The organism is Pseudomonas mangrovi, from assembly GCF_003052585.1.
Classification (GTDB): Bacteria; Pseudomonadota; Gammaproteobacteria; order Pseudomonadales; family Pseudomonadaceae; genus Aquipseudomonas; species Aquipseudomonas mangrovi.
In genome coordinates this window covers 305,480-327,449 of the sequence record NZ_QASN01000021.1, presented here as the reverse complement: position 1 = coordinate 327,449, position 21,970 = coordinate 305,480, and the positions used below count along the sequence as shown (strand labels likewise).

General features: G+C 64.9%; 21 protein-coding genes. 12 read left to right on the top strand and 9 right to left on the bottom strand.

The genetic code is table 11. The features are described 5' to 3' along the window. The first annotated feature begins 8 nt into the window (after positions 1-8). The 5 genes from pstA to DBO85_RS17780 all read left to right on the top strand — a co-directional run bounded on the left by pstA (position 9) and on the right by DBO85_RS17780 (position 5,486). Positions 9-1,703, top strand: coding sequence for a phosphate ABC transporter permease PstA (pstA, locus tag DBO85_RS17800; protein WP_177429800.1), 1,695 nt, complete (start codon positions 9-11; stop codon positions 1,701-1,703). Positions 1,704-1,789: 86 nt separating this feature from the next. Further along, positions 1,790-2,623: a phosphate ABC transporter ATP-binding protein PstB gene (gene pstB / locus DBO85_RS17795; protein ID WP_108108934.1), complete on the top strand. Its 834-nt coding sequence runs from the start codon at positions 1,790-1,792 to the stop codon at positions 2,621-2,623. A gap of 143 nt (positions 2,624-2,766) precedes the next feature. After that, positions 2,767-3,495, top strand: a complete 729-nt coding sequence (phoU, locus tag DBO85_RS17790; protein ID WP_108108932.1) for a phosphate signaling complex protein PhoU — start codon at positions 2,767-2,769, stop codon at positions 3,493-3,495. Between the two features lie 74 nt (positions 3,496-3,569). After that, positions 3,570-4,466 carry a response regulator gene (locus tag DBO85_RS17785; protein WP_108108931.1) on the top strand — a complete coding sequence of 299 codons (897 nt, stop codon included), beginning with the start codon at positions 3,570-3,572 and terminating at the stop codon, positions 4,464-4,466. Positions 4,467-4,589: 123 nt separating this feature from the next. Then, positions 4,590-5,486: a peptidoglycan DD-metalloendopeptidase family protein gene (locus DBO85_RS17780; protein ID WP_108108929.1), complete on the top strand. Its 897-nt coding sequence runs from the start codon at positions 4,590-4,592 to the stop codon at positions 5,484-5,486. Between the two features lie 13 nt (positions 5,487-5,499). Here the strand turns inward: DBO85_RS17780 and DBO85_RS17775 are convergent, their stop codons facing one another. The 5 genes from DBO85_RS17775 to DBO85_RS17755 form a co-directional block, all read right to left on the bottom strand. Continuing rightward, a complete protein-coding gene (locus DBO85_RS17775; RefSeq protein ID WP_108108927.1) occupies positions 5,500-6,837 on the bottom strand; it encodes a hemolysin family protein in 1,338 nt (445 codons plus the stop codon). Between the two features lie 65 nt (positions 6,838-6,902). Beyond that, positions 6,903-8,195: a phosphate regulon sensor histidine kinase PhoR gene (gene phoR, locus DBO85_RS17770; protein ID WP_407681486.1), complete on the bottom strand. Its 1,293-nt coding sequence runs from the start codon at positions 8,193-8,195 to the stop codon at positions 6,903-6,905. Positions 8,196-8,314: 119 nt separating this feature from the next. Continuing rightward, positions 8,315-9,004 (bottom strand): phosphate regulon transcriptional regulator PhoB, encoded by a 690-nt coding sequence (gene phoB, locus DBO85_RS17765; RefSeq protein ID WP_108108923.1) that lies wholly within the window; start codon positions 9,002-9,004, stop codon positions 8,315-8,317. Positions 9,005-9,071: 67 nt separating this feature from the next. Next, positions 9,072-9,968: a 4-hydroxybenzoate octaprenyltransferase gene (gene ubiA, locus DBO85_RS17760; RefSeq protein ID WP_108108921.1), complete on the bottom strand. Its 897-nt coding sequence runs from the start codon at positions 9,966-9,968 to the stop codon at positions 9,072-9,074. Positions 9,969-9,996: 28 nt separating this feature from the next. After that, positions 9,997-10,536, bottom strand: coding sequence for a chorismate--pyruvate lyase family protein (locus tag DBO85_RS17755; protein ID WP_233356643.1), 540 nt, complete (start codon positions 10,534-10,536; stop codon positions 9,997-9,999). 184 nt (positions 10,537-10,720) lie between these two features. Here DBO85_RS17755 and DBO85_RS17750 point away from each other — a divergent pair, with 184 nt between their 5' ends. The 6 genes from DBO85_RS17750 (at position 10,721) to katE (ending at position 16,112) form a co-directional block, all read left to right on the top strand. Then, positions 10,721-10,888 (top strand): rubredoxin, encoded by a 168-nt coding sequence (locus DBO85_RS17750; protein ID WP_108108918.1) that lies wholly within the window; start codon positions 10,721-10,723, stop codon positions 10,886-10,888. Between the two features lie 32 nt (positions 10,889-10,920). Then, complete coding sequence (locus tag DBO85_RS17745) at positions 10,921-12,075, top strand: NAD(P)/FAD-dependent oxidoreductase (RefSeq protein ID WP_108108916.1); 1,155 nt, start codon at positions 10,921-10,923, stop codon at positions 12,073-12,075. A gap of 187 nt (positions 12,076-12,262) precedes the next feature. Then, positions 12,263-12,535: an HU family DNA-binding protein gene (locus DBO85_RS17740; RefSeq protein WP_108108915.1), complete on the top strand. Its 273-nt coding sequence runs from the start codon at positions 12,263-12,265 to the stop codon at positions 12,533-12,535. A 127-nt stretch (positions 12,536-12,662) separates the two neighbouring features. Next, entirely contained in the window at positions 12,663-13,055 is a 393-nt protein-coding gene (locus tag DBO85_RS17735; protein WP_108109100.1) for an SCP2 sterol-binding domain-containing protein, read from the top strand. An 84-nt stretch (positions 13,056-13,139) separates the two neighbouring features. After that, positions 13,140-13,877, top strand: a complete 738-nt coding sequence (locus DBO85_RS17730; protein WP_108108914.1) for a hypothetical protein — start codon at positions 13,140-13,142, stop codon at positions 13,875-13,877. Positions 13,878-13,985: 108 nt separating this feature from the next. Continuing rightward, complete coding sequence (gene katE, locus DBO85_RS17725; protein ID WP_108108912.1) at positions 13,986-16,112, top strand: catalase HPII; 2,127 nt, start codon at positions 13,986-13,988, stop codon at positions 16,110-16,112. 6 nt (positions 16,113-16,118) lie between these two features. On the opposite strand, the gene DBO85_RS17720 is transcribed toward katE, so the two are convergent. The 3 genes from DBO85_RS17720 to DBO85_RS17710 form a co-directional block, all read right to left on the bottom strand. Beyond that, positions 16,119-17,522: an aminoacyl-tRNA deacylase and HDOD domain-containing protein gene (locus tag DBO85_RS17720; protein WP_108108910.1), complete on the bottom strand. Its 1,404-nt coding sequence runs from the start codon at positions 17,520-17,522 to the stop codon at positions 16,119-16,121. A gap of 92 nt (positions 17,523-17,614) precedes the next feature. Next, positions 17,615-19,690, bottom strand: a complete 2,076-nt coding sequence (gene recG, locus DBO85_RS17715) for an ATP-dependent DNA helicase RecG (protein WP_108108908.1) — start codon at positions 19,688-19,690, stop codon at positions 17,615-17,617. Beyond that, positions 19,687-20,613 (bottom strand): hydrogen peroxide-inducible genes activator, encoded by a 927-nt coding sequence (locus DBO85_RS17710; protein WP_108108906.1) that lies wholly within the window; start codon positions 20,611-20,613, stop codon positions 19,687-19,689. The genes recG and DBO85_RS17710 overlap by 4 nt, the downstream gene beginning before the upstream one ends. Positions 20,614-20,708: 95 nt before the next feature. On the opposite strand from DBO85_RS17710, the gene DBO85_RS17705 reads away from it, so the two are divergent. Continuing rightward, complete coding sequence (locus tag DBO85_RS17705; protein ID WP_108108904.1) at positions 20,709-21,566, top strand: SDR family oxidoreductase; 858 nt, start codon at positions 20,709-20,711, stop codon at positions 21,564-21,566. Positions 21,567-21,578: 12 nt separating this feature from the next. On the opposite strand, the gene DBO85_RS17700 is transcribed toward DBO85_RS17705, so the two are convergent. Next, entirely contained in the window at positions 21,579-21,959 is a 381-nt protein-coding gene (locus DBO85_RS17700; RefSeq protein ID WP_108108902.1) for a RidA family protein, read from the bottom strand. Between the last annotated feature and the right edge of the window lie 11 nt (positions 21,960-21,970).

Here is a 21,970-nt window from a genome sequence, read left to right as displayed (position 1 = left end):
GCACGAAAATGATTTCACCCAAGGTATCAGCCGTGAAGCAGAACAATCTGAAGTCCTGGTACAAGAGCGGCGCTCCGGGCGTCTGGATGAGCGGTGGTGCAGTGGCCATTGCGGTCATCATGACCCTCGGCCTGCTGACTGTGATCGCCATCCGCGGCCTGGGCCACTTCTGGCCGGCGGACGTCATCGAGGCCGACTACCGGATCCCCGGTCAGGAAGCCAGGGTGATGCTCGGCGAAGTCGTGCAGATCGAGGAGGTGCCGCGTGCCCGCCTGGCCGCCGCCGGTATGCCGGTGGCCACCGAGGGTGGCGAGTTCATGACGCGCGAGCTGCTCAAGGTCGGCAACCGTGAACTGTTCGGTGCGGATTTCAGCTGGGTGGTCGGCGAATGGCTGAGTGACGCGCGAGCCCCGGCTGAGATCACCGTGCTGGAGCGCCGCGAATGGGGCAACTTCTACGGTTATGTGGTCGATGTGCGCGAGGGCGGCGAAGTGGTCGCCGAAGGTGATGCCGCCTGGATGGAACTGCAGGCGCGCATCGAGCGGGTCGAAGAGCTGCACACGCAACTGGTGCGTCTGGAGAAGAAGGAGATCGGCCGGATCAACCATGGCATGGAACGGCTGCGGCTGGCCCAGCGCAAACTGCAGCTGGAAAATCGCCTGACCGCCGAGGCCCAGGCGGGTCTGGATGCCGAGCGCGCGCAGCTGGATGCGGACTACGCCAAGCTCGAGGCGCGGATGGTCGAGCTCTATAGCGCGGTCAACCGGGACAGCGTGACCCTGCGCGCCAGCGACGGCCGCGAGACCACGGTGGCGCTGGGCAAGGTGGTTCGCGCCTATCGTCCGAACGCGATGGGTCCGCTGGACAAGATGGGCTTCTACGGCGCCAAGCTGTGGGAGTTCGTCAGCGACGAGCCGCGTGAGGCGAATACCGAGGGCGGCATCTTCCCGGCGATCTTCGGTACCGTGCTGATGGTGCTGATCATGGCGGTGATCGTCACACCCTTCGGCGTAGTCGCGGCGGTCTACCTGCGCGAATACGCCAAGCAGGGCCCGCTGACCCGAATCATCCGCATCGCGGTGAACAACCTGGCAGGCGTGCCTTCGATCGTCTACGGCGTGTTCGGCCTGGGCTTCTTCGTCTACGTGCTGGGCGGCTCGATCGACAGCCTGTTCTTCCCCGAGTCCGCGCCGGCACCGACCTTCGGTACGCCGGGTCTGATGTGGGCGTCGCTGACCCTGGCGATTCTCACCCTGCCGGTGGTCATCGTCGCCACCGAGGAAGGCCTGGCACGGATTCCCCGTGCGGTACGCGAAGGCTCCCTGGCGCTGGGCGCAACCAAGGCCGAGACGCTGTGGAAGGTGGTCATCCCGATGGCCAGCCCGGCGATGATGACGGGTCTGATCCTGGCGGTGGCCCGCGCCGCTGGCGAGGTGGCTCCGCTGATGCTGGTCGGTGTGGTCAAGCTGGCACCGAGCCTGCCGCTCAATGGCAACTACCCGTACCTGCACCTGGATCAGAAGATCATGCACCTGGGCTTCCATATCTACGATGTCGGCTTCCAGAGCCCCAACGTCGAGGCAGCGCGGCCGTTGGTCTACGCCACCGCGTTGTTGCTGGTGGTGGTGATTGCCCTGCTCAACCTGACTGCCGTGTACATCCGCAACCATCTGCGCGAGAAGTACAAGGCGCTGGATCATTGATCAAGCTGGAAGTCAGAAGCTGGATGCGCGCGAAGAACGCCTCCGGCTTCCAGCTTCAGGCTTAAAGCTTGAAACGGAGTGAATCTATGCAACACGAATCGCACAGTCACGGTATCGATATCAGCGCCCTGGGCCGCAGCCGTCAGAGTCTGGATATGGCCAACGAGAGCGTGGCCATCGAGGTGCCCGGCCTCAACCTGTTCTACGGCGAAAAACAGGCGCTGTACGACGTCACCATGAACATCCCGCGCAAGCGCGTGACGGCCTTCATCGGTCCGTCCGGTTGCGGCAAGTCGACGCTGCTGCGCTGCTTCAACCGGATGAACGACCTGGTCGACGGTTGCCGCGTGCAGGGTCCGATCAATCTCGACGGTCGTGACATCTATCGTAAGGGCGAGGACGTCGCCGAGCTGCGTCGGCGCGTCGGTATGGTGTTCCAGAAACCCAACCCGTTCCCCAAGAGCATCTACGAGAACGTGGTCTACGGCCTGCGCATTCAGGGCATCAACCAGAAGCGCGTGCTCGACGAAGCGGTGGAGTGGGCGCTCAAGAGCGCGGCACTCTGGGACGAGGTCAAGGACCGCCTGCACGAGTCCGCACTGGGCCTTTCCGGCGGCCAGCAACAGCGTCTGGTGATCGCGCGTACGGTGGCAGTGCAGCCGGAGGTATTGCTGCTCGACGAACCCTGCTCGGCGCTCGACCCGATCTCCACGCTCAAGGTCGAGGAGCTGATCTACGAGCTGAAGAACAAGTACACCATCGTCATCGTCACCCACAACATGCAGCAGGCGGCGCGGGTTTCCGACTACACGGCGTTCATGTACATGGGCAAGCTGGTGGAGTTCGGCGATACCGATACCCTGTTCACCAACCCGGCGAAGAAGCAGACCGAAGACTACATCACCGGCCGCTACGGCTAGCCCGCCATGGCAGATCGCGCTGCGCGTTGTCGGCGGCGCTTGCCGTACTCGTTTGTACTGTCTGCGCGCCGCCTCCTAGCGCAACACGATTTGCCAAGGGCCGGCTTGTCCGGCGAGAGAAAACAGTTCGCAAGGGTTAGAACATGATCAACAAAGACAGCCTCACCCATCACATCTCCGCCCAGTTCAACGCCGAGCTCGAAGAAGTCCGCAGCCATCTGCTGGCGATGGGTGGCCTGGTGGAGAAGCAGGTCAACGACGCGGTCACCGCCCTGATCGAGGCCGATTCCGGTCTGGCGCAGCAGGTCCGCGAGGTCGATGACCAGATCAACCAGATGGAGCGAAATATCGACGAGGAGTGCGTGCGCATTCTTGCCCGTCGCCAGCCGGCAGCCTCCGACCTGCGCCTGATCATCAGCGTGTCGAAGTCGGTCATCGACCTGGAGCGCATCGGCGACGAGGCGAGCAAGATCGCCCGCCGCGCGATCCAGCTCTGCGAGGAAGGCGAGTCGCCGCGCGGCTACGTCGAGGTGCGGCACATCGGCGACCAGGTGCGCCGGATGGTGCAGCAGGCGCTCGATGCCTTTGCCCGCTTCGATGCGGATCTGGCACTGTCGGTGGCGCAGTACGACAAGACCGTCGACCGCGAGTACAAGACCGCCCTGCGCGAGCTGGTCACCTACATGATGGAAGACCCACGCTCGATCTCCCGCGTGCTCAGCGTGATCTGGGCGCTGCGTTCGCTGGAGCGGATCGGCGACCACGCGCGCAATATCGCCGAGCTGGTGATCTATCTGGTACGTGGCACCGACGTGCGCCACATGGGCCTGGCACGCATGCAGGAAGAAGTGCAGGGCAAGGAAGGCAACTGACCGGACAGAGGCCGGGCGCTTTGTAGCGCCTGGCGCTTTGCGGCTATGCTTGCCCCATTCAATGGGAGTAGCCGATGAGCAAGGTCAGTGTGCTGGTGGTGGATGACGCGTCCTTTATTCGCGATCTGGTGAAGAAGGGCCTGCGTGACCACTTTCCCGGCATCCAGATCGAGGAGGCGATCAACGGCCGCAAGGCGCAGCAGATGCTCGCCCGCCAGCCGTTCGACCTGATCCTCTGCGACTGGGAAATGCCCGAGCTTTCCGGGCTCGAACTGCTCGGCTGGTGCCGCGAGCAGGAAAGCCTCAAGACCACGCCCTTCATCATGGTCACCAGCCGCGGCGACAAGGAGAACGTAGTCCAGGCGATCCAGGCCGGTGTGTCCGACTTCATCGGCAAGCCCTTCTCCAACGACCAACTGACCACCAAGGTGCGCAAGGCGCTGTCGCGCGCCGGCAAGCTGGCCGCACTGACGGCCAGCGCACCGACGGCCAAGACGATCAACTCGCCCTTCGGCAACGACTCGCTGGCCGCGCTCACCGGCGGCAAGGCCGAGGTGGTCAAGTCTGCTCCGGGGCCGGTGGCAGCGGCACCGGCATTCGCCGCCCCGGCGAAACCCGCGGCGCAAGTGCCGAGCGGTCGCGGCCAGGGCCAGCTGCGCCTGCCCAGCGGCAACCAGGCCTGCGTGATCAAGGCCCTGAGTCTCAAGGAGGCGTTGCTGGTGGTACGGCGCAGCGAGGTACTGCCCCAGGTGCTGGAGAGCGCGGTGCTGGATCTGGAGCAGGGCGAGGCCGCCGAAGTAGCGCGTCTGAATGGTTATCTGCATGCCGTCGCGGCGCTGGAGCCGAAGCCCGACAGCGACTGGCTGCAACTGACTTTCCGTTTTGTCGACCGTGATCCGCAGAAGCTCGACTACCTGTCGCGGCTGATCGCCCGCGGTACCGCGCAGAAGCATTTCTCGCCCGGCGCCTGAGGCGGCCGTTGATCGGCCGCTGCGCTAATTGCGTCACAGCCGCGTCGGTTTCGGCTCGCAGGTTGCCCGAGTGGCTGCTAGGCTCCTTCGTCCAAACCGATAACTAGAAAGTAGTCTGCAGTCATGTTAGGGCGTTGGATCATTCTCTGCGGTCTCTGGGCGGCCGCACTCCCCGCGATGGGGCTGACCATCTACAAGTACACCGATGCGAACGGCGTGGTCACCTATACCGACCAGGCGGTTTCCGGTGCGCAGGTGTTCGTTTTCCGTGACCGCATGGTCGAGCGCATGGATCTGCGGGTGAAGCTCGAGACCAAGAAGCACGATGCCGGCGAGACCCTGCTGGTGCGCAACGATCTGCATGCTCCGGTGGAGATCGAACTCAAGCTGGAGAAGCTGAACAACGTCGTCGGCGCATCCGACAAGCCGATCCGCTGGGTACTGCCGCCGCAGAGCAAGATCCGTCTGGCGACCCTGGCACCCCGCGATCCGGCCAAGCCGCTGAGCTATACGCCCAAACTGCGCTATGCCCTGGGTGACCCGCGACTGGTGCCGCTGCACTACAAGTATCCGCTGCCCTGGCAGGGCGGTCCGTTTCGCCTGACTCAGGGCGCCAATGGTCGCTACAGCCACTTCACGCCCAAGGGCCGTTACGCCATCGATATCGCGATGCCGGAAGGCACGCCGATCCTGGCTGCTCGGGCGGGAATGGTGGTGCGGATCGAGAATGCCCAGAGCGGCCGCGGCAACAATCCGTCCGGCAACTATGTGCGCATTCTCCACGACGACGGCACCATGGGCGTCTACCTGCACCTGATGCGCGGTTCGGTGGCGGTCGCCGAAGGCGCCCGGGTTGCCGTGGGGCAGCAGATTGCTCGTTCTGGGAACACTGGCAACAGCACCGGGCCACATCTGCACTTCGTAGTTCAGCGCAATGTCGGTCTGGCGCTGGAGTCGATTCCGTTCGACTTCCGCCAGCCGGTGGACAGCCTGCCGAACTTCGCCGTCGGCGGCGACTGAGCGGGGCTGCCGCTCAGCCCAGCCTGAGCACCTTGGCGAGAATGATCTTCGGCCCGCGCATCTTCTTCACGGTGATCTGCAGCTCGCCCAGCTGGATGATCTCGTCTTCCTGCGGCACCCGCTTCAGCGTCTCGTAGATCAGGCCGGCGAGTGTGTCGGCCTCGACCTCGACCAGTTCCATGCCGAGCAGACGCTCGATCTTGAACAGTGGCGTGTCGCCGCGTGCCAGCAGCTTGCCGGGTTGGTAGGCGACGATGCCGCGTTCGGCCTTGCGGTGCTCGTCCTGGATGTCGCCGACCAGCACCTCCAGTACATCTTCCATGGTCAGGTAACCGACCACCTTGCCGTCGGCCTCTTCGACCAGCGCGAAGTGCGCGCCGCCCTTGCGGAACTGTTCCAGCAGACTGGCCAGCGGCATGTGCCGGGAAACGCGCTCCAGCGGACGGGTCAGCCGGGCCAGATCGAAGCTTTCGGAGGTGTCGCCCGGTTCGGCAATGGCCAGCAGCAGGTCCTTGATGTGCAGCAGCCCGACGTACTCGCCCTGCTCGTCGAGCACCGGGTAGCGGCTGTACTTGTGGCGACGGATGATCGAGAGGATTTCCGCCAGCGGCGCGTTCTGCGGCAGATGCACCAGATCTTCGCGGGAGTTGGCCCAGTCGGCGACCTCCAGCTCGCTCATCTCCACCGCCGAAGCCAGCACGCGCATGCCCTGGTCGCTAGGGTCGCGGCCACGGCTGGAGTGCAGGATCAGCGCAAGTTCCTCGCGACTGTAGTGGTGCTCGTGATGCGGCCCCGGTTCGCCCTGGCCGGCGAAGCGCAGGATGGCATTGGCGCTGGCGTTGAGCAGCCAGATCGCCGGGTACATCGCCCAGTAGAAGAGGTACAGCGGAACAGCCGTCCATAGCGAGAGCAGCTCGGGTTTGCGGATCGCCCAGGATTTCGGTGCCAGCTCGCCAATGACGATATGCAGATAGGAAATGATGAAGAAGGCGCTGAAGAACGCCAGGCCGTGGACCAGCTTCGGCGAGGTGACGCCGGCTGCCGTCAGCAGCGGCTCCAGCAGATGCGCGAACGCCGGCTCGCCGACCCAGCCCAGGCCCAGCGAGGCCAGGGTGATACCCAGCTGGCAGGCGGAGAGATAGGCATCCAGTTGGGCATGCACGGTGCGCAGGATGTGCCCGCGCCAGCCGTGCTTGCTGGCGATGGCCGCCACGCGCGTGCTGCGCAGCTTGACCATGGCGAACTCGGCCGCGACGAAGAAGGCGTTGAGGAAAACCAGAAAGACTGCGAACAGCAGCAGTCCGACGTCGGCGAAATAACTGGTGGCTACATAGCCGGGAGAGGGGTCCATGGTGCTCTGCGGTGGTGGGTGATGGGCGCAAGATGAGGCCGTAGCCCGTTGCTTGCAAGAGCCGCTCAGTCTTCTTCGTCAGCCGGCTGGGGTGGGCCTGCCAGCAGTTGGCGCGGGTCGAAGTGGCAACTGAACTGGCTGCCGCGGCCCATCTCGCTGTGAATCTCCAGTTTGCCGCGGTGGCGCAGCAGCACGTGCTTGACGATCGCAAGACCCAGACCGGTGCCGCCGCTGTGTGAGGCGCGGCCGGCATCGACCCGGTAGAAGCGCTCGGTCAGCCGCGGCAGGTGGCGCGCTTCGATGCCGGGACCATTGTCGCTGACGCGCAGGTGACCGCCCTGGGCATCGCTCCACCAGTGAATGCGGATGGTGCCGTGCGCCGGGGTGTACTTGACTGCGTTGAATACCAGATTGGAGAAGGCGCTGCGCAGCTCCGCCTCGCTGCCCTTGAGACTGGCGCCGGGCTGCACGTCCAGCTCGATGCGATGCGCCTGGTCCCCCGACAGGGCGACGGCATCGGTGCGAATCGACTGCAGCAGGCGCTGGATGTCGATCGGCGAGTTGTCCGAGGGATAGTCGGCGGCTTCGAGCTTGGCCAGCAGCAGCAGGTCGTTGAGCAGCGCCTGCATGCGTGTCGCCTGCTGTTGCATGGTGTGCAGGGGTCGTTGCCAGCGCGGATTGACCTCGTCGACGTTGTCCACCAGCGTTTCCAGATAGCCCGCCAGCACCGTCAGCGGGGTGCGCAGTTCATGCGAGACGTTGGCGACGAAGTCCTTGCGCATCTGTTCCAGCTGATGGAGGCGGGTGACATCGCGCACCAGCATCAGGTGTTCGGCATTGCCATAGCGAGTGATCTGGAACTGCAGACGCACGTCATCGTTGATCGGCGAGGCCAGCTCCAGCGGTTCGCGATACTCTTCGCGCTCGAAGTACTCCTTGAAGCGCGGGTGGCGGACCAGGTTGGTCACCGGCTGGCCGGCATCCTGCGGAGCCTTGAGGCCGAGCAGGGTTTCTGCGGCACGATTCCACCATTCCAGATTGCCTTCGCTGTCGAGCATGACCACGGCGTCACGCAGGGCGGCGGTGGATTCCTGGATTCGGTCGATCACCGCCTGCAACCGGCCACGCTCGCGCTGGCCGCGACGTTGCAGATGGTAGATGGCGTCGAAGATTTCGCCCCACAGGCCGTAGCCGTCCGGTGGCGGCTCGTCCTTCTCGCGGCGGCTCAGCCAGCGATGCAGCCGGATCAGCTGGCCGAGCATCCAGCCAAGCTGCGCCAGCAGGCCCAACACCAGGGTCCAGGCGTACTCGCCGGTGACCAGGCCCAGCAGCAGGCAGCCGCCAAGCAGCATCAGCATCCGACCAACCAGGGGCCTACGCCAGTCTCGATTCACGTCGACAACTTCTATCGCAGATTGATGATGCGGGCGCCGCTCTGAGTGCGGCGCGAGAGGCGCAGCTTAACCGCTGGCGCGACTCAGGTCTTGGTCGAGAAACGATAGCCGGTGCCGCGAACGGTCTGCACCAGGTTCTCGTAGGCTTCGCCGAGCGCCTTGCGCAGACGTCGAATGTGCACGTCGACAGTGCGCTCCTCGACGTAGACATTGCCGCCCCACACCTGGTCGAGCAGCTGGCCACGGGTATAGGCGCGCTCCTGGTGGGTCATGAAGAACTGCAGCAGCCGGTATTCGGTCGGCCCCATCTCGGCCGGGCGGCCATCGATGGTGACGCGGTGGCTGACCGGATCGAGCAGCAGGCCACCGATCTCGATCGGTGTTTCACCGTCGTTCGGTGCGGCGCGGCGCAGCACGGCCTTGAGTCGAGCAACCAGCTCGCGGGGCGAGAAAGGTTTGGTGATGTAGTCGTCGGCGCCCACTTCCAGGCCCTGGATCTTGTTGTCTTCCTCGCCCTTGGCGGTGAGCATGATGATCGGGATGTCGGCGGTCATTTCGTCACGCTTGAGTCGACGCGCCAGTTCGATGCCGGAGGTTCCCGGCAGCATCCAGTCGAGCAGGATCAGATCCGGCTTGCGGTCGACCACCAGGCTGTGGGCCTTCTGGGCGTTGTCTGCCTCCAGGCACTCATAGCCCGCCATCTCCAGCGCCACGGCGATCATTTCGCGGATCGGTGCTTCGTCATCGACGATCAGAATGTTTCTGCCAAGCATGCTCGAATTCCCGGTCTTGTCCTGGACGCGTATTAGATAACCGGATTGTGTCAGTGGTGTGACAGCTTCAGCTGCTGCGCAGCGCATAGTCGACGACGATCCCCAGAAGTATCGCCAGGCCCGCCCAGTGGTTGTGCAGGAAGGCCTTGAAGCAGGCCTGCGGCTGACGGCTGCGGGTCGACCAGAACTCCCAGGCGAAGCAGCCGGCGGCAATGAACAGGCCGAGATGGAAGTACTCGCCAAGCTCGAAGCGTGCGCCGGCCAGCAGCAGGCAGAACAGCGCCATGCCCTGCAGGGTGAGGATGATCGCCCGGTCCGCTTCGCCGAACAGGATGGCGGTGGAGCGCACGCCGATCTTCAGGTCGTCGTCGCGGTCGGCCATGGCGTAGTAGGTGTCGTAGGCCACCGTCCACAGCAGGTTGGCGATGAACAGCAGCCAGGCTTCGGGCGGCAGGCTGCCGGTCTGCGCAGTGAAGGCCATCGGCATGCCCCAGGAGAAGGCCGCACCGAGTATCACCTGCGGGTAGAAGGTGAAGCGCTTCATGAACGGGTAGCAGGCGGCCAGCGCCAGCCCGCCGAAGGACAGCAGCAGGGTGTTCAGGTTGGTCAGCAGCACCAGGCCGAAACTCAGCGCAACCAGGATGGCGAACAGGATCCACGCTTCCTTTGACTTGATCCTGCCGGTGGCCATCGGCCGCTCGCGGGTGCGCGCGACATGGCCGTCGAAGTTGCGGTCGGCGAAATCGTTGATCACGCAGCCGGCGGCGCGCATCAGGATCACCCCGGTGACGAAGACGAACAGATTCAGCGCGTCGGGCAGCCCGCCTGCCGCTATCCACAGCGCCCAGAGCGTGGGCCAGAGCAGCAGGTAGGTGCCGATCGGACGATCCAGGCGCATCAGTTGGATGAAGTCCCAGGCGCGAGGGTGCAGGCGATTGAGCGACTTCAGCAGATTCTGGTACATCGTGCTCTCCGGGATGGACTGCGGCGAATTATAGAGAGGCTGCGGCGGGCCGATCTGCGATCTGCTGCCAGAGCGCGGGCAGGAACACCTCGGCGACCAGGACGCCCAGTTCGCCGCGGCAAAAGCAGCTGCGGCGCGCCCAGAGCATGGGTGCGTAGACCTCGGCCGGCAGCCAGGTCGCAGGGTAGATGCATGCCTGCAGCTCGCCGCGGCTGAAGGCGCTGTCGCTGAACAGCAGCTCGCCCAGAGAGCGGCTGCCGAGCTGTGCAAGGTCGACCCCCGAGCCTTCCAGGGCACTGCGCGCCGCGACGCTGCGGGCGAACACCCAGGGACGGTCGGCGCCGCGCAGATAGACCTCGCGTACCCAGCCTTCGCTGCCCGGGTCGATCTGCAGGGCAGCGCACTCGTCGTCGCGCAATGGCTGCCAGCCTTCCAGCAGCGGCGTGACGCTGAAGCGGTTGCAACTTAGGTCCTGCAGGCGACGGGTCAGCGAGCCGTCGTCGAACAGCCATTGCTGCTGGACTGGCGTCAGCGACGCGGACAGCGCTTGCGCACTGTGCCAGGTAATGGTGGTCGGATCGGAGGGTTGCACGATGCGTGGGTTCGGTGGCGGAAGGCGGCGAGCTTAACACGTCGCTGCGCGCGTTCCGCAGGCGCCTGGGCACGTTGGTCTTGCGTCATGGCGGGTCGCTCAGTACAAAGCGGCAGGTTAGCGGTCGCACGACGACGACCCGGCAGTTCGAGGTGCTGGTATGAAAAAGTGGCAATGCGTGGTCTGTGGCCTGATCTATGACGAGGCCCTTGGCTGGCCGGATGACGGCATCGCGGCGGGAACCCGTTGGGAAGACGTACCGGCCGACTGGCTGTGTCCGGACTGCGGCGTGGGCAAGAGCGAGTTCGAGATGATCGAGATCGCCTGATCGAAACCTTCCGCCGTACGGGGAACAGTCGGATGTCAGCACCTGTGGTGATCGTGGGAACCGGGCTTGCGGGATACAACCTCGCTCGGGAGTTTCGCAAGCGGGATACCCGGAGTCGGCTGCTGCTGATCAGTGCCGACGATGGGCGCTCCTATTCCAAGCCGATGCTGTCCACCGGCTTTTCCAAGAACAAGAGTGCCGACGAGCTGAGCATGGCCGACGCCGGCAAAATGGCCGAGCAGCTCGATGCGCAGGTCTGGACCAACAGCCGTGTCGATGCCATCGAGCCTGGCCTGGGGGCGATCAGTGTGGCGGGCGAGACGATCCGCTATCGCGATCTGGTTCTGGCCTGTGGTGCCCAGCCGGTCGCGCCGGTGATTCCGGGTGATGCCGCCGAGCGGGTATTCGCGATCAACGATCTGCAGGATTACGCGCGCTTTCGCCAGGCGCTGCCGGATGGGGGGCGGGTGCTGATCCTCGGCGCCGGGCTGGTCGGCTGCGAATACGCCAACGATCTGGCCCAGGCCGGCTATCAGGTGCAGATGGTCGCGCCCTGCGAGCAGTTGATGCCGACGCTGTTGCCGCCAGCGCTTGCTGCTGCCCTGCAGGCGGCTCTGGAAGGGCTGGGGGTGGGCATCCACCTGAATACCCAGCTGGCTGCCTTGCAACAACTGCGTGAAGGCGAGGGATGTGCTGCCCGGCTGCTGGATGGCCAGGTACTGCATTGTGATCTGGTGCTGTCGGCGATCGGTCTGCGCCCGCGTACCGAGCTCGCTGCGGCTGCGGGCCTGCAGATCAATCGCGGGATAGTGGTGGACCGCCAGCTGCGCACCTCGCATGACAACATCTACGCGCTGGGCGATTGCGCGGAGGTTGCGGGGCTGAACCTGCTCTACGTGATGCCGCTGATGAGTGGCGCTCGGGCACTGGCCGAAACCCTGGCCGGTCAGCCCACCAGCGTCAGCTACGGTGCCATGCCGATCACTATCAAGACACCCTGTTGTCCGCTGGTGGTGGCTCCGCCACAAACAACTGCCGAGGGCTCGTGGAGCCTTTCTGGTGAGGGTAGGGATCTGCGTGGCGAATACCGCCATCGGGATGGATTGCTGCTGGGTTATGCCTTGAGTGGAGCCTGTGTCGCGGCACGTATGGAGCTGAACAGGGAACTGCCGGCGCTTTTGCCTTGATTGCTGGCTTGAACGGCATGGAAATAGCCGAAAGTTAGCTCAAAAATCACTTGCGAGACTGGCATCCGCCTCTGCTGCGTGCCATTCTCCGGCAGTCTGCCGCAGCGCAGAGCTGTTGCGGCGCCTTGAGCGCTGTTCCTGAAGGACAGCACGGAAACAAAAACAAAAAACCGTCAAAGAGGCATTTATGCGTAAACCCGAACTAGCAGCCGCTATCGCGGAGAAGGCTGATCTCACCAAGGATCAGGCCAACCGCGTTCTCAACGCCGTACTGGAAGAAATCACCGGGGCCCTGAACCGCAAGGACAGCGTCACTCTGGTGGGCTTCGGCACTTTCGTCCAGCGCCATCGCGGTGCCCGCACCGGCAAGAACCCGCAAACCGGGGAGCCGGTGAAGATCAAGGCCAGCAACACCGTGGCATTCAAGCCCGGCAAGACACTGCGCGACGCCATCAACTGATCGGAAGAAAGCCTCGACTGTCGTGGGTCGGGGCTTTCTGCTTTTTTTCTCCGACGATATAGGCATATTCGCGCATGTTGCTAGAATGCGCCGCTTGTTCAATCGAGTCGGCGAGGGCCTTGTCGCAATGAAATTCCGTTTCCTCCTCTGGATGCTCGGCCGCATGATGGCTCGAGCCAGTCGCGACAACCCCGAATTCCAGGCGCAGCTGGCCGGCAAGGATCTGATCTTTCAGCTCAGTACCCTGGACGGCAAGGTTGCCCGCCACTACATCGTCAAGGACCAGCGGGTGAAGGCCAAGGGTGGCGCACACGAGCAGGCGGCGTTCACCATCGGTTTTCGTGACGCGAGCTTCGGCTTCGCCACCATGACCGCGCAGAACAAGCAGCTGGCGTTCATGCAGGGTATCCAGGACAAGCACATCCAGATCCAGGGCAACCCGGCGCTGGTGATGTGGTTCCAGGGGTTGATGCGCTATGTCGTGCCGAAAAAGCGGAAGACTGCGCAAAAAGCCGGTTGAAGCAGGGCGCTTCGCCCCACAAGGCTGGTTCCTGTCGGGGCGTTTGGCTAGTCTGCGGAGACTCGTTCTACGGAAACCACGCCAATGCGCTCGCTTGTCCCTCTGCTGCTTCTTCTCTTCTCCAGTCTTGCACTAGCGCAGCCGGTAGCCCCCGAGGCGCTGAACAAGGTATTCGAGCTGGCCGGTGTACGGCTGCTCTGCGAGCAGACCGATCCCCTGCTCAAGCGTGGTCTGCCGAACGAAGCGGCGAAGAAGCTGGGGTCGCAGTTCGCCAGCGATGCTTTGTGCACTGCCCTGGCAAGGAAGGTGGCGGCGAAGCTGAGCAGTGCGCAGCTGGATGAAGCCGAGGAACTGCTCAAGGGCACGCTGGCAGCACGCTTCAATGCCGCCGAGCTGGCGGTGGGTGCGACCGAGGAGGGCGCACTGGAGGAGTACCGCAAACAGCTGGCCGCGCGCCCGCCGCGGGGCGCCAGGCTGGAGCTGGTCCAGCGTCTGGACAAGGCCGCCCACACCACCGACCTGGCGCACCTGCTGCGCTACGAGATCGGCAAGACCCAGGCCTGGCTGGTGCTGCGCGGGCGCGGCGAAAAGATCAGCGAGAGCCAGCTGAGCGAGCGCACCGCCGCCGAGCGCGAGGCGCTGCTGGTATCCAGTCGTCAGGGCGTCGAATCCTTCATGCTGTTCGCCTATCGCCAGATCCCCAGCGACCAGGTGCTGGCTTATGCGCAGATCTACGAGAACCCGTCGGTCGCCCTGCTGCTCAACAGCACTGTCGCGGCGATTCCGGAGGTTTTCGCCGAGCGTCGCGCAGGCTTCAAGTAACGCTGGTCGCATCCTGGCGAACCATCGGCCGGACTGGCAACTCCGATTGGCAAGCGACCCGTCCCCGTCTGCGGGACAGGTCAGAGACTTCTTGCCCGGGGTACCACCATGAACAATCCGTCATCTCCACGTCCCAGCGAACTGGCCGGCAGCGATACGCTTGATCGCCAGAACAGCAATGCCAAACTCGACAGTCTCGAGTGTGTTCGCGCCGATGCCACCGGTGAGGCACTGCGCACCAATCAGGGCGTGAAGATCGCCGACAACCAGAACAGTCTCAAGGCGGGTGATCGCGGGCCGAGCTTGCTCGAAGACTTCATCATGCGCGAGAAGATCACCCACTTCGATCACGAGCGCATTCCCGAACGCATCGTCCATGCCCGCGGTACCGGCGCGCATGGCTACTTCGAGCCCTACAGCTGCCACGCCGGTCTGAGCAAGGCGGGTTTTCTCCAGGATCCGAGCAAGCGCACTCCGGTGTATGTGCGCTTCTCCACCGTGCAGGGCCCGCGTGGTTCCGCCGATACCGTGCGCGACATCCGCGGCTTCGCGGTGAAGTTCTATACAGACGAAGGCAATTTCGACCTGGTCGGCAACAACGTTCCGGTGTTCTTCATTCAGGATGCGATCAAATTTCCCGACTTCGTCCATGCAGTGAAGCCCGAGCCGCACAACGAGGTACCGACTGGAGCGAGCGCGCACGATACCTTCTGGGACTTCGTCTCGCTGGTGCCGGAGTCCGCCCATGCGGTGATCTGGGCGATGTCGGACCGAGCCATTCCGCGCAGCCTGCGGGCCATGCAGGGTTTTGGCGTGCATACCTTCCGCCTGATCGATGCGCAGAACCGCGCGCGCTTCGTGAAATTCCACTGGAAGCCGTTGCAGGGTGTGCTTTCGCTGGTCTGGGACGAGGCGCAGAAGATCGCCGGCAAGGACCCGGATTTCCACCGACGCGACCTGTGGCAGGCGATCGAGGAAGGCAATTACCCGGAATGGGAGCTGGGCGTGCAGGTGGTCGAAGAAGCGGATGAGCACAACTTCGACTTCGATCTGCTCGACCCGACCAAGATCATTCCCGAGGAGCAGGTGCCGGTGATTCCACTGGGGCGGATGGTGCTCAACCGTAACCCCGACAACTTCTTCGCCGAGACCGAACAGGTCGCCTTCTGTCCCGCGCACATAGTGCCGGGCATCGACCTCAGCAACGACCCGCTGCTGCAGGGACGTCTGTTCTCCTACACCGATACCCAGCTCAGCCGACTCGGCGGGCCGAACTTCCACGAAATACCGATCAATCGCCCGGTCTGCCCGTTTCACAACAACCAGCGTGACGCCATGCATCGCCAGCGAATCGATCAGGGCCGTGCCGCCTATGAGCCCAACTCGATCGACGCAGGCTGGCCCAAGGAAACCCCGGCGGCGCCGGCCGATGGCGGCTTCGAGAGCTACCAGGAACGCGTCGATGCGCACAAGGTACGCGCACGCAGCCCGTCCTTCGCCGACCACTTCAGCCAGCCCGCGCTGTTCTATCGCAGCCTCAGCGAGGCGGAGCAGGGGCATGTGGTCGATGCCTACAGCTTCGAGCTGGGCAAGGTGCAGCGCGCCTGGATTCGCGAGCGTCAGGTGCGCGAGATCCTGGCGCGCATCGACCACGATCTGGCGCGTCGGGTTGCGGCGAACCTGGGCGTCAGTCTCGAGGGAGTCGAAGCCGAGGCGGCGTGCACGCAGCGCTCGGCAGCCCTCAGCCAGATGAACCTGAAGGCGCAGGACATCAAGGGGCGCAAGATTGCCGTGCTGGTGGCCGATGGCGTCGATGGCCAGGCGCTGGACGACATCTGCCAGGGTCTGCTCGCCGAAGGCGCCAAGGCCGAGCTGCTCGGTCCGACCACCGCGCCGGTGCGCGATGCCGGCGGGGCGGAACGCGCCGTGGTCGGTTCGATGGCGGGGGAACCTTCGGTGACCTATGACGCGGTGGTGGTTCCGGGCGGTAGAGGGGTCGCCGTGCTGGCGACTCAGGGGGTGGCGCTGCATTACCTGCTGGAAGCCTACAAGCACCTCAAGCCGCTGGTGCTGCTCGGCGAAGCCCGCAGCCTCGCCGGTCAACTGGGGTTGCAGGAAGATCAGGGGCTGCTCAGCGGCGCGGGGTTCGCCGATGTCTCGGCCGGACTGCGCAATGCGCTGCTGGAGCACCGAGTCTGGGCCCGCGAGCCGCTGGCGGCCTCGGTGCCGGCCTGATTGGTCTCAGTGAGGGTGATTGAACTGCGCAGCCAGCTCTCGCAATGCTGATTCGGCATGCTGAATGCGCTGGATCACCTCTTCGGCTTTCTCGCGGGTCAGCCCCAGACGCTCGTACAGATCGTCGGGTATGGCCGTCAGCGGCCCGCTACCGACGCCGCGACTACGTAGCAGGCTGGTGGCCAGGCAGACCAGATTGGGGTACACGGCGTGTTCGCCGTCGTAATGAGGGTCGTGCTGGAAGCGCAGCGCACTGGCAAGCTCTTCCGGCATGTCCCAGAAACGCATCAGCCAGGCGCCGATCTGCTCGCGGGTAATGCCCAGCAGATGCTGCTCTATATGGCTGTGATCGATGTGCGGATTGACCTCCTGATGCCGGCAGATCAGCGAGAAATGCGGCGGGAAGACGTGGGCCAGCACCAGGTAGCCGAAATTGTGCAGCAGCCCGGCGAGATAGGTCAGCCCTGCCTCCGGGCGCTCCGAGCGCGGCATGGCGCGGGTCAGGCCCTCGATCACCGCGGCGGTGTAGATCGCCTGTTGCCAATAGGGGGTGGCCTGCTGCGGGTGATCCTTGGGCAGGCTGAGCGTCTTGCCCAGGGCCAGGCCCAGCGCCAGGTTGATCACCAGGTCGAAGCCCAGCACGCGGACGATGGCATCTTCCACCGAGCGGATCTTGCCGGGTGCGGCGTAGTAGGGCGAAGCCGCCCAGCTGACCACCTGCGCGGCCAGCGCCGGATCGGTCTCGACCACGCCGGTGATGTCGTCGACGGTGGCGTCAGGGTCCACGCGGAGCTTGATGATCTTCTGCGCGGTGGCCGGTAGCGGCGGTATCTCGATGGTCTCCTCGAGGCGCTGCTGGATGCGCCGGGCGGTGAAGGCCTGTACTGCCTGGGTGATTTCCGCGCGGTCGTCGCCGGGACGATCGAGGTTCGGCCGGATCGCCGTCAGGGCCTGACCGAAACGCGCAGCGCTGGCCTTGCCGAGCAGCGTGCGATAGGCATCGCGGGGAATCTCTAGGAGGACGCCGGGCTCGCCGGATTCGATCAGCAGGGTCTCTTGTTCCAGCAGGCGCTCGTCATAGATGCACGGCATGCTGGTCAGCGGTGGCAGCGCTGGAAGTCGCTGCAGCGCGTGTTTGGCCAGCATCCGCTCCAGCCGCTCCGGCTTGACGGCAACCAGTTGGCGTCCGGTCAGCTCTGCAAGGCGAGCCAGGTCGAGCAACTGGCTCTGTGGATAGAGCACCAGCATGCCACCGATGCTGTCATCCAGCAGAACCGCCTGGATACGATGGCTGCGAGGCAGATCGAGATGATCGAGACGGGCTGCCGCGGGCACACCCAGTTTCTCCAGCAATTGCAGGATGACGCGGGGCGGTTCTGAGTTTTGGGTAGCTAGAGCGGCTTCGGTCATGGCGGGTTCCGGCGAGGCAGGCGGTTCGATCAAGTATAACCTTGGCAGTTTCCGACCGCCGTCTCAAGCACGGGAGCAGGACGTGCGCTGGGTCACACTTGCCCGTAGTGCTGGCCGTGACGCAGCCATCGTTCCAGCAGCGGGCTGACGTGTTGCGGCCAGTGCGCCAGCAGCTGTTGTGCAGCGTCGCGGACGGCAGGCAGCAGATCGGCGTCACGCATCAGGTCGGCGACCTTGAACTGCAGTAGCCCGGTCTGGCGTGTGCCGAGCATCTCGCCCGGACCGCGCAGCTCCAGATCCTTCTCGGCGATGATGAAGCCGTCGCAGGTTTCGCGCATGATGGCCAGGCGCTCGCGGCCGATCTGCGACAGTGGCGGGTGGTAGAGCAGTACGCAATGACTGGCCGCGCTGCCACGACCGACCCGCCCGCGCAGCTGGTGCAGCTGGGCCAGCCCCAGCCGCTCCGGATTCTCGATGATCATCAGGCTGGCGTTGGGCACATCCACGCCGACCTCGATCACCGTGGTGGCCACCAGCAGCTGCAGCTCGCCGGACTTGAAACTGTCCATCACCGCAGCCTTCTCGGCGGGCTTCATGCGTCCATGGATCAGGCCTACGTGCAGGCCGGCCAGCGCCGCCGACAGGTCAGCGAAGGTGGTTTCGGCGGCCTGGCAGGTGAGCTCCTCGGATTCTTCGATCAGGGTGCAGACCCAGTAGGCCTGGCGTCCTTCCTGGCAGGCGGAGCGGACCCTCTCGATCACTTCCAGGCGGCGGCTGTCGGCGATCACCAGGGTGTTGACCGGCGTGCGTCCGGGGGGCAGCTCGTCGAGTATCGAGGTGTCCAGATCGGCATAGGCGCTCATGGCCAGCGTGCGCGGGATCGGCGTCGCGGTCATGATCAACTGGTGCGGGCAGAGGCGTCCGTCGATGCCCTTCTTGCGCAATGCCAGGCGCTGCTGCACACCGAAACGATGCTGCTCATCGATGATCACCAGGGCCAGGCGCTGGAAGCGCACCTCATCCTGGAACAGGGCGTGGGTGCCGACGACCATGGGTGCGCCAGCGGCAATTCGTTCGAGCGCGGCGGCGCGGGTCCTGCCCTTGAGCTTGCCGGCCAGCCAGGCGACCTCGATACCCAGCGGCTCGAGCCACTTGCTGAAGGTCAGGAAATGCTGCTCGGCGAGGATCTCGGTCGGCGCCATCAGTGCGACCTGGTAGCCAGCCTCCAGAGCCTGCAGCGCGGCGAGCGCAGCGACCACCGTCTTGCCGGCGCCGACATCGCCCTGCACCAGGCGCAGCATCGGCTCGGCCTGCGCCAGGTCATAGGCGATCTCGGCGGCCACTCGCTGCTGGGCTCCGGTCGGTGCGAACCCGAGGTTGGCCAGGAAGCGCTGCGGCAGCGAGCGTGCGTTCGGCAGGGCCGGTGCTCGCTGCGCCCGGACCGATTCGCGCAGCCGCTGCAGTGACAGCTGGTGGGTCAGCAGCTCCTCGAAGGCCAACCGATGCTGGGCCCAGTGACGTCCCTCCGCCAGCTCTTCGAGATCGGCGTCCGGTGGTGGCCGGTGCAGGTAGCGCAGGGCGTCATCGAGCGGCGCTAGCCGATATTCCTCAGCCAGTTCGGCGGGCAGCCAGTCCGGCAGGCTCTGCGGGCCGAGCCGGGCGAGGGCCTGGCTGCTGAGCTGGCGCAGGCGTTGCTGGGTCAGGCCTTCAGTCGTCGGGTAGATGGGGGTGAGGGTCTGCTCGACGGGTGCTTCTGCATCCTCGTCCAGGGCACGGTACTCGGGGTGGTAGATCTCCAGTCCCGAGGCGCCCGGTCGGGCTTCGCCATAGCAGCGCAGGCGAGTGCCGCGTTTGAGGGCATCCTTCTGCGCCTGACTGAAATGATAGAAGCGCAGGCTGAGGGTACCGCTACCGTCCTGCAGGCGGACCAGCAGACTGCGACGGCGGCCCATCACCACGTCGGCGCCGGCCACTGTACCTTCGATCACCGCGTCCTGGCCGGGGCGCAGGGCGCCGATGGGCACGATGCGGGTGCGGTCCTGATAGCGCAGCGGCAGATGGAACAGCAGGTCCTGCAGGTTCTCCAGTCCGACCCGGGCGAGCTTCTCCGCCAGCGCCGCGCCGACGCCCTTGATGGCGGTGACCGGAACGGCTGCCAGTTCGGTCATGCCGGTTGCGCGCTGTCCTGGGGGCGGGCCACCGAACAGAGGCGAATCGAGTCGGCGAGGATTTCGATGGCTTTGGGCCGCGGAAAGCTGGCGCGCCAGGCGATCGCCACGGTTCGATAGGGCACCGGCGGCGTCAGTGGACGCACGGCGAGAATGCCCGGTGCGTAGTGGTGGCTGTCGACCGCGGTGAAGGGCAGGACCGAGATGCCGAGGCCGGACGCGACCATGTGGCGGATGGTTTCCAGCGAGCTGGACTCGACCGTGGTGTGGCTGGGGGCATCGCCCTTGCGTGTGGTCGGGCAGGCCTCGAGCACCTGATCACGGAAGCAGTGGCCCTCGCCAAGCAGCAGCAGGCTTTTGTCGTTGAGCATCTGGCTGTCGATGGTTTCGCGGGCGGTCCAAGGGTGGCTGGCCGGCATCAGCACATAGAAGGGCTCGTCGTACAGCGGCTTGGTAAGGACGTCGGCCTCGTGAAACGGCAGCGCGAGGATGATTGCGTCGAGCTCGCCAGTGCGCAGCTTGTCGCGCAGCACGTGGGTGAAGTTTTCCTCGATATACAGCGGCATGTCCGGGGCAACCCGATGCAGCTGTGGAATCAGGTGCGGGAACAGGTAGGGGCCGACGGTGTAGATGGCGCCTACCTTGAGCGGTGCGGTGAGCTGGTTCTTGCCGGCCTGGGCCAGCTCGCGGATGCCCTGGGCCTGTTCGAGCACCTTCTGCGCCTGCGCGACTATGCCTTCGCCGACCGGCGTCAGGCGTACCGCGCTCTTGCTGCGCTCGAAGATCAGCACGCCGAGTTCGTCCTCGAGCTTCTTCACCCCCACCGACAGGGTTGGCTGGCTGACGTGGCAGCGCTCGGCAGCGCGGCCGAAGTGCTGTTCCTGGGCGAGGGTGACGATGTAGCGCAGCTCGGTGAGGGTCATAGCGTGATTCCATCAGAATGCGCGCAAGCATAGCTTCTGCCACGCGACTAACCAACCGGCTAGACTGCCGGGCTCGTTGATACGGAGTGCAGCCAGTGCAGAACAGACCGACAGTGTTGATTGCCGGGTGTGGTGACGTGGGTACGCGGCTGGGCGTGCGCCTGGCTGCCGATGGCTGGCGGGTCCTCGGATTGCGCCGGGATTGCTCGGCATTGCCGCCATCAATCGAGCCTGTGCCGGGCGATCTCGCCGAGCCGGCATGTCCATCCGCCTGGCCTGCAGAGGCACCGGACTATCTGGTCTTCGCCGCAGCGGCGAACAGCCATGACGAGGCGGGCTATCGACAGATCTACGTTCAGGGACTGGCGAATGTCCTCGGCTGGATGCACGCGCGCGGCCAGCGCCCGCGGCGCCTGCTGTTCGTCTCCAGTAGCGGCGTCTACGGGCAGTCACGGGGGGAATGGGTCGATGAAGCATCGCCCACCGAGCCGCAGGGTTTCAGTGGCAAGATTCTGCTCGAGGCGGAGCAGCTGGCGCTGAGCTCGGGGCTGCCGGCCAGCGTGGTGCGCCTGGCGGGAATCTACGGGCCGGGGCGTCGCTGGCTGCTCGGCCAGGTCCGCCAGGGGCATCGCGTTCCGGCCGAGCCCGTGCAATACGGTAATCGGATTCACGCTGAAGACGCGGCCGGGCTGCTCGCCCATCTTATCGAGCAAGATCGGCGCGGCACGGCGCTGCAGTCCTGCTATCTGGGCGTGGATGACGAGCCGGCCGCGCTATACGAGGTGGTCGAATGGTTGCGCAAGCGCCTGAATGTCACCGAAGAGACGCCAGCGCCGGTCAGTCGTCGCGCCGGCAGCAAGCGCTGCAGCAACGCACGGGCCCGAGCGCTTGGCTGGCAGCCGGCTTACCCGAGCTTTCGCGAGGGTTATGCCAGCCTGCTGGAGCAGTCCTAGGGCGGACCTGCGTCACTCGATGAACAGCACGCCGTCCATCTCCACTTCGGCACCGCGTGGCAGCGAGGCCACCCCGATCGCCGCGCGTGCAGGATAAGGCTGCTCGAAATAGCGGCTCATGACTTCATTGAGCTTGGTGAAGTTGGAAAGGTCGGTGAGGAAGATGTTCAGCTTGACCATGTCGCGCAGCGAACCGCCGGCTGCCTCGGTGACCGCCTTGAGGTTTTCGAAGACTCTGACGGCCTGGGCTTCGAAATCGCCGGAAACCATTTCCATGCGCACCGGATCCAGCGGGATCTGCCCGGACAGATAGACGGTGTTGCCGACTTTGATCGCCTGGGAATAGGTGCCGATGGCGGCAGGCGCCTTGTCGGTGCTGATCACGCTTCTCATGACTTCTCCTT